This window comes from Shewanella sp. SR1 (assembly GCF_020447145.1).
Classification (GTDB): Bacteria; Pseudomonadota; Gammaproteobacteria; order Enterobacterales; family Shewanellaceae; genus Shewanella; species Shewanella baltica.
In genome coordinates this window covers 156,443-171,794 of sequence record NZ_JAJAEF010000004.1, presented here as the reverse complement: position 1 = coordinate 171,794, position 15,352 = coordinate 156,443, and the positions used below count along the sequence as shown (strand labels likewise).

At 47.1% G+C, this 15,352-nt stretch carries 11 protein-coding genes and 1 pseudogene; 6 read left to right on the top strand and 6 right to left on the bottom strand.

Annotated elements, in window-relative coordinates; translation table 11 throughout:
* Positions 1-8 precede the first annotated feature (8 nt).
* A complete protein-coding gene (locus tag KV201_RS05440; protein WP_226058746.1) occupies positions 9-635 on the top strand; it encodes a fumarylacetoacetate hydrolase family protein in 627 nt (208 codons plus the stop codon).
* Between the two features lie 136 nt (positions 636-771).
* Here KV201_RS05440 and KV201_RS05435 read toward each other — a convergent pair whose 3' ends face one another.
* A complete protein-coding gene (locus KV201_RS05435; protein ID WP_126492416.1) occupies positions 772-1,014 on the bottom strand; it encodes a hypothetical protein in 243 nt (80 codons plus the stop codon).
* 255 nt (positions 1,015-1,269) lie between these two features.
* On the opposite strand from KV201_RS05435, the gene KV201_RS05430 reads away from it, so the two are divergent.
* The 4 genes from KV201_RS05430 (at position 1,270) to KV201_RS05415 (ending at position 4,265) form a co-directional block, all read left to right on the top strand.
* Positions 1,270-1,551, top strand: coding sequence for a DUF134 domain-containing protein (locus KV201_RS05430; RefSeq protein ID WP_006085187.1), 282 nt, complete (start codon positions 1,270-1,272; stop codon positions 1,549-1,551).
* 45 nt (positions 1,552-1,596) lie between these two features.
* Positions 1,597-2,028: a transcriptional repressor gene (locus KV201_RS05425; RefSeq protein WP_006085188.1), complete on the top strand. Its 432-nt coding sequence runs from the start codon at positions 1,597-1,599 to the stop codon at positions 2,026-2,028.
* A 36-nt stretch (positions 2,029-2,064) separates the two neighbouring features.
* Positions 2,065-3,774, top strand: a complete 1,710-nt coding sequence (locus KV201_RS05420) for an FAD-dependent oxidoreductase (protein ID WP_226058745.1) — start codon at positions 2,065-2,067, stop codon at positions 3,772-3,774.
* Positions 3,775-3,836: 62 nt separating this feature from the next.
* Positions 3,837-4,265 (top strand): PaaI family thioesterase, encoded by a 429-nt coding sequence (locus tag KV201_RS05415; protein ID WP_006085190.1) that lies wholly within the window; start codon positions 3,837-3,839, stop codon positions 4,263-4,265.
* A 189-nt stretch (positions 4,266-4,454) separates the two neighbouring features.
* On the opposite strand, the pseudogene KV201_RS05405 reads toward KV201_RS05415, so the two are convergent.
* From KV201_RS05405 to KV201_RS05395, 3 genes and pseudogenes are all read right to left on the bottom strand, one after another.
* Positions 4,455-7,180: pseudogene (locus tag KV201_RS05405) on the bottom strand (family 20 glycosylhydrolase).
* Positions 7,181-7,246: 66 nt separating this feature from the next.
* Positions 7,247-8,095, bottom strand: coding sequence for an ROK family protein (locus KV201_RS05400; protein ID WP_226058744.1), 849 nt, complete (start codon positions 8,093-8,095; stop codon positions 7,247-7,249).
* On the bottom strand, positions 8,092-9,390 hold the full coding sequence (locus tag KV201_RS05395; protein WP_226058743.1) for an MFS transporter: 1,299 nt from the start codon (positions 9,388-9,390) through the stop codon (positions 8,092-8,094). Before KV201_RS05395 ends, KV201_RS05400 begins: the two co-directional genes overlap by 4 nt.
* A 539-nt stretch (positions 9,391-9,929) precedes the next feature.
* Here KV201_RS05395 and KV201_RS05390 point away from each other — a divergent pair.
* Positions 9,930-10,904, top strand: a complete 975-nt coding sequence (locus KV201_RS05390; protein WP_226058742.1) for an AraC family transcriptional regulator — start codon at positions 9,930-9,932, stop codon at positions 10,902-10,904.
* A gap of 9 nt (positions 10,905-10,913) precedes the next feature.
* On the opposite strand, the gene KV201_RS05385 is transcribed toward KV201_RS05390, so the two are convergent.
* Positions 10,914-12,440: a tryptophan halogenase family protein gene (locus KV201_RS05385; protein WP_226058741.1), complete on the bottom strand. Its 1,527-nt coding sequence runs from the start codon at positions 12,438-12,440 to the stop codon at positions 10,914-10,916.
* A 67-nt stretch (positions 12,441-12,507) separates the two neighbouring features.
* Complete coding sequence (locus KV201_RS05380; RefSeq protein WP_226058740.1) at positions 12,508-15,144, bottom strand: TonB-dependent receptor; 2,637 nt, start codon at positions 15,142-15,144, stop codon at positions 12,508-12,510.
* Positions 15,145-15,352 lie beyond the last annotated feature (208 nt).

Below are 15,352 nucleotides of genomic sequence, written 5' to 3'. Positions count from 1 at the left end.
GATTAAAAATGAAATCTGTCGTGTTGGGTGAAAAGTGTATCGTGCCGACAAAAATTGTCTGCATTGGGCGTAACTATGTCGATCATATCCATGAGTTAGGCAATGATATACCCGACGACATGGTGGTGTTTTTAAAGCCCAATTCGGCGATGTCGACAGTATTGCTTGCCGAGCATCAAGGTGAAAGCTTGCACTATGAAACCGAGCTGTGTTTTATGTTTCAAGATGGCCGTTTTAGCAGCGTTGCCATTGGCTTAGATCTCACTAAACGTGATTTACAAAGCAAGTTAAAAGCCAAGGGATTGCCTTGGGAGCGGGCAAAGGCCTTCGATGGTGCGGCATTATTCAGTCCCTTTGTGGCGATTGATGATGCCGAGGCGCCGCTGCATTTTACTTTGAGTATCAACGATAACTTGGTGCAAGAGGGGCATATCGATTTAATGATCTACAAACCTCAGACCATATTGTCCGAACTGCAAGCGTTTATCAGTCTCGATGAAGGCGATATTGTGATGACAGGCACCCCCAAAGGCGTGGGAGTGATTCCCGCTAAAAGTGTATTTAACGTCACGCTGAGCCGGGGTCTGCAAGCGAGTGCTGAACCTTTGCTCGAATGGCAGTGGCAAGTGTCTTGAATCTTGAAAAGATTGAAGTTCGCACGAACAATATCAATAAATAGCGAAGTAATTAATGATGCTACGGCGAGTTATCCGTAATACCGCCGTAGTGTTAATTCGAAAGTGTTAAGGCAAAAGTTTTGATTCTAATTTGTTAGAGTCCCGCGACGGCTTCCATATCGAGTTCGATATCAGTACAGCCTTTGGCACAGTAAATTCCTGCCGCTTGTTCTGTCTTTGCCTGCTCAGGCAATATCACTTTTAATGTCTGTTTACAGCTAGGACATTGCACTGGCTTACCTTTAAATACCCGTTTAATCAGATTCTTCTGCTCATTGAACGAGGTCGCAGTGGTTTGATTTAACACGGCAAAGGGGCTAGTAGAAGCAGTTGTCATCGGCAGTGAAATCCTTAAAAATTGAGTGAATGATATGGCTTAAAAATGAGCAACTCACGACGCTGTCAATCGGCATTTGCCTTAGTTGTGGCGATTATAGCCTGAGTTTAGGTGATATTGAAAAGCTCAAATGCAAATAGCGAACGGTGCTTTCATGGCTTAGGCCGCTTTTAGCATTTTCCTCGTCTACTGATATAGGTTGCATATGAGAACTAAACCGAATATAAATGGCATATGCTATAAACGAGGTGTAACATGGTCAGACCAAAAATCCCCAGAACTATTTGTGGCCAAAGAGCCAATATCTGTTTTAAGCCTAATGGCATTCCTATGACACAGTTAGAGCAGGTGCCGCTGGCCGAGGACGAAATCGAGGCTATGCGCTTAGTTGATTTACTCGGTATGCAGCAACAGGAAGCGGCTAAATCAATGGGTGTATCACGTCAAACCTTGGCGAATTTAGTTAAAGGGGCAAGGTATAAGGTGGTTGATAGCTTAATCAACGGTAAAGCGCTGATGACAAACAATATCAACTGAGTATTGAACACTGGTAACGCGTATCGACGTGTCTAGGTAAGTGTAATGCAAGCAGTATTGAAAGACTCGGGCCTCAAAGTCACCACTCAAAGATGCAAGTTGCTTAAGTTTTTAACTCAAGTCGATAAGCAACATTTAACCATCGAAAATATCTATCAGGGGTTAAATGCGCAGGGCGAGACCATGGGCCTGAATACTGTGTACCGAATCATGGCGCATTTCGAACAAGCCGGCTTAGTGGTAAGGCGGCTTTTTGAGTCTGAAAATGCGATGTATGAGCTCAATGGGAAACCGCGTCATGAGCATTTAATCTGCTTAACTTGCGGCAAGTTAGTTGAGTTTGCCGATCCTTTGATTGACTTACGTTTATGGTTAGCAGCTGAACGTCACGGTATGAGTATCGATCATCACAGCCTTAATATTTATGGTCACTGTTTTGATTGTAAGCAAAAGCTTGAGAGCAAATCGGGTAGATAGACGAAATATTATTCGTTAATTTTATTGGAGAAGAACATGACTAAAATAGTGATTGTAGGCGGTGTTGCTGGTGGCGCATCTGCAGCAGCAAGAGCAAGACGTGTATCAGAAACTGCTGAAATTATCATGTTAGAGCGAGGCGAGTTTATTTCATTTGCGAACTGTGGCTTGCCTTATCATATTGGCGGTGAGATAGAGTCTAGAGAGGCCTTGTTGCTGCAAACGCCTGAAAGCTTTAAATCACGTTTTAATATTGAAGTGCGCGTGTTTAATGATGTGATTGCAATTAATCGACAAACCAAGCAGTTAAGCATACGTAATCTGCTCACAGATGAAGTCTATCAAGAGTCATATGATAAGTTGTTGCTAAGTCCAGGTGCCTCGCCAATCAAACCTCCAATTAGCGGCATTAATAGTCATTTTGTGCATAGCCTGCGAAATATTCCCGATATGGATAAGGTGTTAGCTAACCTTCTGCTGCATAAACCTAAGCATGCCACTGTCGTCGGTGGTGGCTTTATTGGTTTAGAGATGGCAGAAGCACTACGACATCGAGGATTAGAGGTGAGTTTACTAGAGCTTGCCGACCAAGTGATGGGGCCGGTCGATGTTGAAATGGCCAATATACTGCATCAAAAATTAGTCGATAATGGCGTGGATTTACGTTTAAAAACAGGATTGACCGCAGTTCATGAGCGTCCTATTCAACCGGCTGAATCCGACATTACCGATGACTACGATACGCCAGTGTTTCCTCATTACCATCTACATTTAGATTTGAGTGATAACAGCAGCTTAGCTACAGATTTAGTGATCCTTGCCATAGGTGTTAAGCCTGAAACCCGCTTAGCATCTGAATGCGGTTTAACCTTAGGCAAGCTCGGTGGAATTTACGTTGACGCCAGTATGCGCACTTCTGACCCGGACATCTATGCCGTAGGCGATGCGATTGAAACTGATGATTTTGTTACAGGTAATCCAATACTTATTCCACTCGCAGGTCCCGCCAATCGTCAAGGTCGATTAGCCGCAGATAATATGCTTGGCGGCAATAAGCTGTATCGTGCCACCCAAGGTACTGCAATTTGTAAATTGTTTGATATGGCAATCGCCTCAACGGGGTTAAACGAGAAGAGTTTGCTAAGGCAAGTTATTCCGTTTGAAAAGATTTATGTGCACACCGCTAGCCATGCCAGCTATTACCCTAGAGCACATCCCATTACCCTAAAGCTGTTGTTTTGCCCTGATAACGGCCGTATTTTAGGGGCTCAAGCCGCTGGGATTGATGGCGTCGACAAACGCATTGATGTGTTAGCAGTAGCACAACGGGCAGGAATGACAGTTTATGATTTAGCCGATCTTGAACTCACTTATGCACCACCCTTTGGCTCGGCGCGTGATGTAGTGAATCAAGCCGGCATGGTGGCTGCAAACGTCTTATTAGGTGATGAATCCATTTGCCATTCTCAGGAACTAGATCATCTGACGGCTGAACAAGTCATTATCGATGTGCGCAACCCGAGCGAGCTAACGGCAGTGGGTGCCATTGTTGGTGCGATTAATATTCCGTTGCCAATACTGAGAGACAGGCTCAATGAACTTCCTAAAGACAAAGAACTGCTCGTATTTTGCCAAGTGGGTCTGCGCGGGCATGTCGCTTATCGGATGTTAGTGCAACATGGTTTTAAGGTACGCAACCTCAGTGGTGGCTATAAAACTTATCAAATGGTTAATGCACGTTTTTAGTGAAGAACAGCATTAAAGATGGATTTTAAAACCATTTACATCCATCAATAAATAGGTGCAGCGTGAACAATTATCAAGATTGTAAACAAAGCCACAGCCAATGCCTTGTCTGTGGCGACGCGACTCAAAACCCTTTGTCTTTGCAGTGTAAGTTTTTTGCTGACGGTAAGGATCAGGTTGTGGGTTATCATAAGGTCAATCGCCAGCTTCAGGGCTATAACAACCTACTACATGGAGGCGTTGCCAGTTCCTTAGTGGATGCCGCTATGACCCATTGTTTGTTTATGCAGGGCATAAAAGCATTAACTGCTGAAATGACTGTGCGTTTTGTTGCGCCAATAAAGGTGGGAGATGCCATTAAAATTGTCGGCCGAATCGTGAGCCAGCGTATGGGAATGTACCAATTGGAAGCCTCACTTTATGTGGCTGATATCGCGTGTGTGACTGCTAAGGCAAAATTTATTCAACCTAAGAGAGGTGTAATAAATTAACCCTGTTAGGTAGCTGTGTATCAATTTGATTTTAAATAATTAATTAACTTTTTAGAGAGCTTCAAGCATAAAGTCGCAATCTCAGATTGATAACGTGAGCGTTTCCAAAAAAAACAAATATCAGCGGCATCAGTTGGGCGTTAACGCGTCGGCCATCACATGTGATGGCCGACATTGTGCGATGAACGATTAGAGGGAGCTTTGCCAAGTCGATGGGCGAGAGTAACGCGTGCCATCTTTGACTCTGGCGCTGATGTGTTTGACATCATTAAGCTTGAACGCTTGGCGGTAGGTTTGCCAAGGTCCTGAGTCGAGTTGGTATTCCAGCTCGGCATTGGGATATAAGCTATTCAGCACTAACAGCTGATTTTCAACAAGAATCCCAGGTGATGCTATGCGGTAGAAAACTCCCGCTTTTGCTAACTTAGGCTGCACTTTATTGGCGTACACAGCGGTGAAAGTTTGCCAATCCTGTTTGAGGACTTGCTCGGCTTGGCCATTGAGTTGGCTGGCAAAATGTTGAGTCTGTTGGCTATAGATTTTACCTTGATAATCATAGGCTAATTCCCATGATGCCTTGTGCCATGCCCGTTCTGCAAGGGCTATCATGCGCGGGAATAGCATGTATTCTGCTTGCTCATCCGATTGCACCATTTCGCTCCAAAGATGCCCCTGCAAGCCGTAAAAACCGTGTCCCGGCTTGAGCTGGCTGTGGCTGTCGTCCGCGATAAATGGCTGATTTAAACTATTGCGCCAGCGCTCGGCATGGGCGGGCAGGTTGTCGGGCATAAAGCTAAACACCTTAAAACTGTCAATTGCCCTTGCTGCCCAATGATTACCGCGCTCATCTGGATGGCTAGCATAGGGAAAATCAAAATAGGTGACTTCCGGCGTTGAAAGCACTACCTTCCAGCCAAGATTGACTTGCTTATGGGCGATTTGATGGCCGTTGTCCGAAATCAGTGACCAAGCGTTAGATTGCACTTGGGGGGGGGCATGTTTTCGGGGCGCACTTCACCCATACCATCATTCCAGCCAGCGGCAATAATCCCTTTATCTACCAGCATGTTAGCAACGCGTTCGATAAAGTAACCATTGAGTGAGTGGAGTCCGGTTAACTCATCGGCTTTTTGTTTTTTCATTGCGATACACGCGGGAGAGTCGACCCAAGCGCCTGCGGTTTCATCGGCGCCTATGTGGTAATGCACTAAGGGAATGCCTACGGCTTGGTGCATTTTTTTAACTTCATCAATCACAGTATCGATAAAGTGATAGGTGCTCGCCAAGCACACATTAAGTGTGTTGTCGTGATAATACTGAAGCGACGAATATTGGGTTTTATCTGCAAATTCAGTCAGTAAAAACTCCTCCGCCTTAGCTTTGTCTCCCTTGGCGAGGTAATGGTGATAACGTGCCTCCATGGATTTTATCGCGGCGCGGGAATGTCCTGGCATGTCTAGTGAAGGGATCACTTCGATATGGTGAGCATAAGCCAGTTGTAATATTTCTTGGTATTGCGCCACGGTTAAGTAGCCATCGACGGGGTTTTCGTCCGCAATACCGCTGCCCAGTTGTGGTAATAAACAGGTTTGCTCGGTTAAATCGAAACAGCGTTTTGCGCCCACATCGGTCAGTTCGGGTAAGCCGGGGATGGCTAAACGCCAGCCTTCGTCGTCGGCTAAGTGCAAATGCAGCTTATTGATTTTATAGGCGGCGAGCTGTGGAATGATGCGTTTAATAAAATCTAGCGAGTGGAAGTTACGGGCTAAATCGATGTGCAGGCCGCGAAAGGCGTAGCGAGGCTGGTCTTGGATCTCGATGGCGACCAGTTGATCGTCACTTAAACTGATCAACCCTGCGAGGCTTTGTAGGCCGTAGAAGAGTCCCGCTTCACTGCCCGCTCGAATACTGATTTGCTCAGCCGTTATGGTTAACCGATAGGCTTCGTTACTTTTAATTTCACTATCATGGGCTTCAGTGCTGGCGACTTTAGGAGCTTGGGCATCGAGCTGTAATAACAGCGGCGTGCCTTTGTCCTTGGCCGCAAACCCTAAACTGGCGAGGTAATCAAACGCCGCCTGCCGGCCCTTAAAGTCTACCGCAGCCGTGAGTCGATAACCTTTGGCAAGGGATAAGGGCGCCGAGTCTAGCCTTTTACTGTGAAGTGGTGTGGGGATGAGTTTGCCGCTAATGTCAGGTGCCTTGTCTGCGGCTAAGGCTTGATATTGCTCGGCTAAATACTGGCCATCGGCAAAGGGGGTTGCATCGTTTTTTGCCAGTAAGAATTGTTGATCGGCATTAAAAGGCGCGAGGTAGGCTTGCTCGGGCAACCCCGTTTCTTTATTGCGCTGGGTTTGAGTGCTCTTTATGACCTGTGCCTTATCACCCATAGCGACAAAGAAGTTTGGCATAAACTCGGAACGGGTGATTTGGCTACCTTGGCTATAAAACTCAATACGATAAACCTGATCGGCGACGAAGCCCTTAAAGCTGGCTTTAGGAGTGATTTTGTGTAAATCGCCATTGATATGCTCAATGCTAAAGTCACCCGCATCGACGAAATAAACGGGCGATAACTGGCTGAAATAAATTTGCCAGTCGCCGTGATTTAACTCTTCATTAGATAACTGAGTGGGCAAGGTCAGCTCAATGGCTGAGCGATAGCACTGGGTTTCTTTAGCGGGACAGGTTTCAAGATAACTGGCGGTTAACTGATAATTTAATTGGAGCTTATCGGCCAATTGATTCAGCGCGACATGATTTGCCTCCTGCACAGCATTGGCGGCCTGTACTGATGGCATCGCAAGTATTGAAAGCACAGGCATCGCGGGAAGCACGGCCATTACGCCGCTGACTAAGGCTGTCTTAATCCCCTGCCACTTAATCATCCCTCTTTGTTTTATTAGTCCTTTCACTTAGCTAAGTCCTTTTATTGTAAAAACCATTGCGCCGCGCCAATCAATTGCTGGAGCATTGTGATGTTAGTTGAAATCGCTTGATTTCTGTTGTTGTAAAAACCATTGTGACGCGCCAATGAGTGCCGCATTGTGATGTTGGCTGGCTGAAATCGTCAAGTCCATCAGTTGCGGGCCATAGACTAAGCTTTGCAATTTCTGTTTAAGCGCTTCAATAAAGAAGGGAAAGCTTTGGCTGACTGAGCCGCCAAGGACGATATCTTTAGGATCGTATACCAGTAAGGTTTGGGCGATCATGTGCGCCAAGTGTTCACCAAAATGGGCGAAGGCTTGCAGCGCTTGGCTGTCTCCTTCACAGGCTTTTTGATACAAATATTCGCCACTCATGTGGTGGTGAGTGGTGAAGTATTGCCCCGAGCAGTAGTGCTCAATTATGCCATCGCGATAACTCAAACTGCCGATTTCACCTGCGGCGCAATGTTTACCCGAATACAACTGACCATTAAAAATCACTCCAGCGCCCACGCCAGTGCCTAAGGTAATCCCGAGCATGTCTTGATTGCTGTTGAGCACAGCTTCGCCAAGGGCAAAGAGGTTAGCGTCGTTATTCACAACAACATCCATTTCAAAGGTATTTTTAAGTTTCTGGGCTAACTGCGTTGCCGTCAATGCAGGGATGTTGAGCACTTCGAGTAAAGTGCCGCTGTGCATATCCACCATGCCGGGTATCCCGATGGAAATACCACAGGTTTCAGGCGTGAGATGGCTGTGGATACAGGTCACGAGGAAATCGAATAATTGTTCGAAATTGCCATCGGCGGGAACGGGATACCGCCAAGTGTCGAGTAAGGTTTTACCTTCCACCTGTGCCAACATCAGTTTAGTTCCCCCAAGGTCTAAACATAGGACGCTCATAATAGCTTGTTGCCTCTCGTGTTGGTTGCTGCCATCTGCTTAGAATCATCATCTTTTGATGCCGTTTTAGCAGAAAATAGGGTGGTGTTTTTAATCAAGGGGCGAGCCGTTAGCGCGACATAACCTATGTAAGCCATAGGGATTAACAGCACTAACATCCCGAACCGTAACTCGCCGGACAGCTCACTGATAACACCAATGATCGGCGAGATAAACGCGCCGCCGATAATGCCAGTACAGAGAATGCCGGCGAATGATCCATGATCTTGGGCGCGAGAATTGAGCGCCAGCGAGAAGATCACCGACCACATGATAGAAATGAAAAAGCCAACCAATGGGAAACAAATTAATGCTAGTTGGCTCGGTCCCCAAATCGCCACCAGAAAACAAACCAGTGAACTAAGGGAAAAACTGAGCAGCAAGATCTGACTGTCGATAAGCTTAAGTAGCAGCAAACCGAGTAGGCAGCCGAGCGTCATGTAAAACCAAAAATCGCTAACCACATTGGCGCCGACACTTAAGGTATCAAGGCCATGATATTGCGACAAAAAGACTGAGATACTATTAGCAAGCCCTTGTTCAAGTGCGACGTAGGCGGCGATAGCGAAGAAGAATTTCAAAACGGTTTTATCTTTGAAAAGGCGTAAATGGGTCTCCAGTGCACCCGCCGACTCATCTGCCAATTTATCCACTTTGGGCATCTTCACTAGGCTGGCAAAGAGCACCATGGCGAGTGCGACCACGGCAAATAACCAGTACATGGCGAGCCAACTCATGTTCTCTGGCAATAGCTGTTGCACATAGTTGGCTGATGCTGCACTGGCTTGATCTAAGGCGACAAAATGCTGGTACACCAGCGGCGCTAAAGTCGCGGCGCCGCCAAAGGCGAGTTGGGCCAGTACGGAGAAAAAGGCAAAGTGCTCAGGCCCCGCGGCTTGGCGCAGTAAGGGATTCACTGCTACCTGCAATAAGCTCATGCCAGTGCCGATACAAAACAGGCTAAACATGGCGATGCTAAAAGAAGGGAGGCACACAAAAGTCACAGCGCCGATAAACGCCAGGCTAAAAGCTAAGATGATCACTCGCTTTTCACCGTACTTGTCCACCAAAATCCCCGCAGGAATCGATGTCACTCCGTAGGCGATAAAAAACGCAAAGGGAAATAACCCCGCCAAGGTCAGGCCGATAGCATAACTGTCAATTAACGCAGGGAAAATCGGCCCCATACTGTTGGTCATCAAGGAAATCACAAAGAAAGTACAGAGGACAAACAGAATGATGAGTTTGTGTTTCATGTGCTTAGCCAATTGAATTAAGTGAAATTCATTGTGGACTGACGTTCGCTATGGCGGTGATACGAATGGCGCCTCTGTCGATACTTTTCTCACATATGCAAATCCTGTTCGCGCTGATTTGGCTGATTTACATCAGGTGCAGTTAATACGGGCTGTAGATACTTGTAAATACTGGCGATAGATACTGGCGATAGATACGAGTTGCAGATAGCTGCTGCGGATAGGCATAGGTAAAGCTGTGTTTTAGTATCTGCTGATAAAGTGTTTACTTGTAAAATAGTTACCTTTAATTAACATTGGATAGAATAGTATTAGAGTAACGGAGTTTAGTATCACTGTAGGGCTGACTTGCTATAGACAATAGTGCGCGAGGCACAGCGATTTCACCGAGCTGATAGGTTAAGGCTGGTATTAAAAATAAGGTCTAAGTAATTGAATAATTTAACAGGATGCAATAACGGCTAGCTTGAGTGAATGGCGTTGATCTGCAAGGGCTGATTGAAGCTAAGGTAAAGGAATGAGTAACTGGAGTTTAATGGATGAAACCTCTGTGTGAAAAAGTGATCCCCGATGAAAACAGCTCTTGGCGTTACTTTCGTTATGAATGGGACCACATGGATCTCAACTGGCATTATCACCCCGAGTACGAAATCTGCTTAACCCTCAACAGTTATGGCATGCGTTATGTGGGCGACCATATTGCCCGCTATGGCGATTATGATTTAGTGATCATCGGCCCAGACATGCCCCACGGCTGGCAATCCGAGGCTAACCTTGATATTTCACCTGACGAGGCTTCAAAGAACGATTGTTTGAAAGGCGGCAGTTCAACTGCGGTCGGTTTGAAAGAGCCCACTTTGAAGGGGTCCGCTTCGAAAAATCGAGTGAAGGAAGTCGTGTATGTGGCGCAAATTCCCGCAGCCTGGCTACACCAAATTGTGAATGAGCAGCGCGAGTTAGCGTCCTTGCATTCACTGTTGACCCATGCCAAACGGGGCGTGTTATTTAGTGAGGAAACGGCGCGCAATGCCCATAGCGTGTTTATCGCGATGGAGGCGGCTAATCCCTTTAAACGCTATATTTTGTTATTGGAATTATTAGCGTTATTACAACAGGATAGTCAGCAAGAACTCTTGTCGAGCACCTTGTTCACCCACGTCAGTAAGCTCGACTTTACCGTGAAAAAGCTCGATAAAGTGATCGAGCATATCTATGACAATTACACTCAGGCCTTGTCGGCACAGGACTTGGCAAAGTTGGCGCACATGAGCACCAATCATTTCCATCGCTTCTTTAAAAAACGCACCGAGAAAACCTTAACTGAGTTTATCAATCAACTCAGGATCGCTAAGGCGTGCAAGTTATTACTCTCGAACCAGAGCCCGATTTCAACCATCAGTGATCAGTGTGGTTTCAATAACTTATCTAATTTCAATCGACGCTTTATTCAATTTAAAGGCGTCACGCCGAGTCGCTTTCGTCAGCGCTTTAGCAGTAAACAAAGGGCGATTTAACCCTTACTATCACGAATGCTTAGGCTGAAAATACTGCTCCACTAAGGTTTGGCAATAGCTTATTGCCTGCGCCGTGATGTCCGCTGAAATCGGCTCAAATGGGCGCTTGAGTTTGGGGTCGCGGTAATCCATTCCCGCTAATAGCGCATACCAAGAAGGGCGAAAGTAGGCGAGCTGCTGATCGTATTGGTAAAGCAGTAAATCAAAGTCTTCCCCTTGATACCAAGCTTTTAATAGTTGCGTCAGCCTTTGGGAAATCGCGACTTTTCTCGCTGCCACCCAATAAGGTTCGCTGCGCTGACTGGTGACATAATGGGCCTGAATGTAATCCTTTATGCCGAGCACTAACTGCATTACTGCTTGATTCAGTGTTTGTCGACTTAAGGTTTCTGCCTGCTTATTTAATTGATAGCGCTCGAATAACGACATAAATCTTTCAAGGGTAAATTGAGTCATCATGATGGACGTGGCTTCGAGCGGCTCGATAAAGCTTTGTGCAAGCCCTATCGCCAGTACATTGTTGTGCCAAGCCTTGTCACTGACGCCGACCCGCATTTTAAGAAACCGAACTTGGGTCGACTCGGGTAAATTTACACTGTGCAACAATTCCTTGGCCGCGGCATTGGCACTGAGGTGGCGACTGCTATAAACATAGCCATTGCCAAGCCTGTGGGTGAGGGGGATTTGCCATAGCCAGCCCGCACTGAGCGCCGTGGCGCGGGTATGGTACTTTGCCTGCTGTGCTTTGGCTTGCTGCGTTTGAGTGGAGTCCATTAATGTAGGTATAGGAATAGGTACAGTGACGGCGCTGTCGTTGAGTAACTCATCGGCGAAGGATTGAAAGGGCACACCTAGGGCTTTATGAATTAACTTGGCGCTAAAGCCGCTGGCATCGATGAAAAAGTCGGCGCTCAGTCGTTCACCATTTGCTAGGATCAGCGTCTCAATCTGCTGTTGTTGGGTGGTTGAAACCTCGACCACATCAGCAATGATCTGCCGTACGCCGCGTTGGCAGGCATAAGCTTTTAAGTAGTTGGCCAGCTCAGTCGCATCGAAGTGATAGCCGTATTCGTTGGTGCAGGGCAGTGTTTTATTCGGCCTTGGGCTGAGATTGTGTTTGGCCAGTACACCGCTTGAGAAAAACGCATCGGGTTTAACGGCATTGCCATGCCCTCGGCGCCTCGCATTGGCGTTGATAAAAAAGACTTCGGCGGGTTTTACATCCATTTGAAAATAGAAAGGGTGGAAATATTGCTGCCCGTCACCATTCCAATTGATAAAGTCGATGCCGGTTTTATAGCTGGCGTGGCATCGTTCCATCCAATCTTTTTCGCTAATGCCTAAGTTGTCCATAAAGCGTTTTAGGTGTGGCGTAGAGCCTTCGCCAACGCCGATAGTGCCTATGTTGTCCGATTCCACTAAACAGAGTTCAATGGCGGCAAATACGGGGTTATTCGCGAGGGCGGCCGCGGCCATCCAGCCTGCGGTGCCGCCACCTAAGATAATGATTTTTCTGATTGCTTGTTTCACTTTCATGGCTTATCCCCGCTGCATTATCAACGCAAAAAGCCGACCCTAAGGTCGGCTATGGTGTGACTCAAGTTTAAAATTTGTAGCTGGCACCGACGAAATAACGCGAACCAAATTCGATGGTGTTTTGGGTCAATCCGTATTTAACATCATAGGATTGCACCACTTCATTGGTTAAGTTTACCCCTTCGAGTGAAACATCTAAGTTCTCCATTGCATGCCAAATAATCGAGGCATCGACTTGTTGATAGCTGTCGTTTAACACGTTTTGAATGTTACCCACGCCTAAGTATTCTGAACGCCAGTTATAGGCGATACGGGCGCTGAATAGATCATCTTCGTAGAAGAGTGAACCGTTGAAGGAGTTTTCAGATACGCCTTCAATCATCTGTTCAGTGCCATCGGGGCGAGTGCTCTTACTGTCAACATAGGTGTAGTTGGTCAAGAAGCCAAAACCGCTTTCAAAGTTATGTTGCAACTGGATTTCAAGCCCAGTCACTGAGCCGCTACCGCCGTTGGCAGGGGCTGTAACTCGGCATTTATCCCACTCGGATTCTGATGCGCCGCAACCTTCGATATATTGCGTCGACTCAGTGACAAACACTACGTTATCAATATCTTTGTAGAACAAGGCCGCCGACAGCATAGAAGATTCAGTGAAGTACCATTCGATGCCAAGGTCGGCTTGATTCGCCTTATAGGGTTTTAAATTTGGATTGCCGCCGGTCGCAGTACCAAAGTTTTTTGCTATGGCTAAGCCAGGTTTAAGATCGCTGTAGTTGTTACGTGCCATCACGGAAGAGGCCGAAGCACGTAGGATTAAGTCTTCTTGCAGATCGAAGGCGACGTTGATGCTCGGTAGCCAATTATCGTAATTGACGGATTCATTGTAGGGCTTGCCATCGGCAAAACCGGTTGAGGTTTGGTCTGTGTTAACGTAACGCACGCCAAAGTTACCACGGTAGAATTCGCCGCTGAAATCCGCTTGGGCATACAGGGCCAACATATCCTCTTCGACAGTGAAGGTGTTACCGAGATCGGCGACTTCCACTAACTCGCCATTGGCGTATTTCTCGCTGATAAAGGCCCACCATTTGTCTTCATCTAACTTGGCATAGGAGTCGAGTACATTGCCGCCGCTCTGGGAATGTAGCCCAGACAGCACGCCATCGCTCCAGTTAGCGAGGTTGCCATTAGGCACGAAACCTAGAATTTCTGCGGGGTTACGGTTGAAGGCATTACGCTCGAAATCACTGGTGTTGTACTTAATCCCGACCGCAATTTTGTTAATAAAATCATGGTCGAGTTGATATTCGAAATCGGTCTGTGCGTAGGTCACTTTATGATCTTGCACTGTGGTTTCGTAGTTCGCCTCTTGGGCGTGCTTGAACTGGCTGGCATCGTTGGCATCTAAACTCGTCAGCACCACTTGGTAGGGACCCGTGGCATCGTAACTAAAGCCGCCATCGACACTGCCTTGACCATTAGGGAAGGCGGGATCGCCAATTTTACCGCCTTGATCTGTCGCTGGGATCCACCAAGAAGATGAACCGCCTTGAGTGCCGCCATCTGAGGTGGATTGGCCAATGACGCCGCTAATCGTAAAACTGTCCCCGACGTATTTTCCGGTCAAGTTGAGTACGTCAGACTTCATATTAACCGCGTGGCGCACCACAGGGTTATAAATAATCGACGCATACGCCGGCAGAATTGTTGCCGACGCTGTGCCGCCTTGGGCGTTATTCACTACGTTGGTGGAGCCTGAACCGCGCGCGCCAACGGTTAAGAAGTTATGGTTTACGTGGGGGATATCGAGTTCAAAATTAAAGTAATCTAAGGTGAACTCGGTATTGTCAGTTGGCGCAAATTGCAGTGTGACTTGGGCGCTGGTCCGTTCACGTTCGGCTCTAAATGCCTGCGAGCCTATGCCCCAAGCGCCAACGGTAGATTCTTGATTTTGCGCGGGATCTGCGGCGAAGTATTCATAATAACCACTGAGAGATTCCAGCACTTGGCGGCCGCTGGTAATTTTTTCTACTGAATAGGCACCTAAAATGCCGAACTTTTCGTCGTCATTTTTCCAGCTCCCGAGGAAAGAGCCACTCGGGTCTGTTTCATCGTACAGGCTGCTTTGGCTCAGCTCGCCAGCGACTTGATAGGTGTGGGCATCGAGATCTAAGGGCTTGCGGGTTTTGAGATCGACAGTACCGCCCAGCGCACCTTCTTCAAGTCTCGCGGTCGGGGTTTTGTGCACTTCAACGGCGTTCACTTGCTCAGCCGACAACAATTCCATATTGAAGGTACGAGTGGCAGGACCCAAGTCATACCAAGAAGTGCTAGCAACGGTTTGACCGTTAAGCAAAATACGGCTCTGCTCTGGCGCTGTACCGCGAATAGTGACGCCGCTTACTTCGCCGTATTGCCTATCGACCGTGACCCCAGAAATTCGCTGCAGCGCATCACCGATGTTTTTATCGGGAAACTTACCTATGTCTTCCGAGGTGATGGCATCGACCGTGGAGTCGGCGAAGCGTTTGGTATTCAATGAGGCTTCAATCGAACGACGTATGCCGCGTACTTGGATCACCTCCATATTTTCTGCCGTTGCCTCTTGTTGCTCTGCCGCGACTGCGGTTGAGCTCATCCCGAATAAGGCGTTAGCGATACACAATGCGAGCAAAGAGCTCTTAAATAATTGACCTTCTGACATGTTATAGCGTCCCTGTAGTGCTTTAGTGTTGTTTTTTTCTTCAGTTAACTTACCTGTTATCGAATTGTTGATGCGGTACTTTTCACACTAGGATTGGTATTTTTCTATTGTGTTTAACGCGAGGGCGGCGGTGATTTCAACTTGAGTGGTGATGGGAGATTTATCGATTAAAAAAGGGCTCCTCTTTCGCGAGCATTGAACTAGCGTG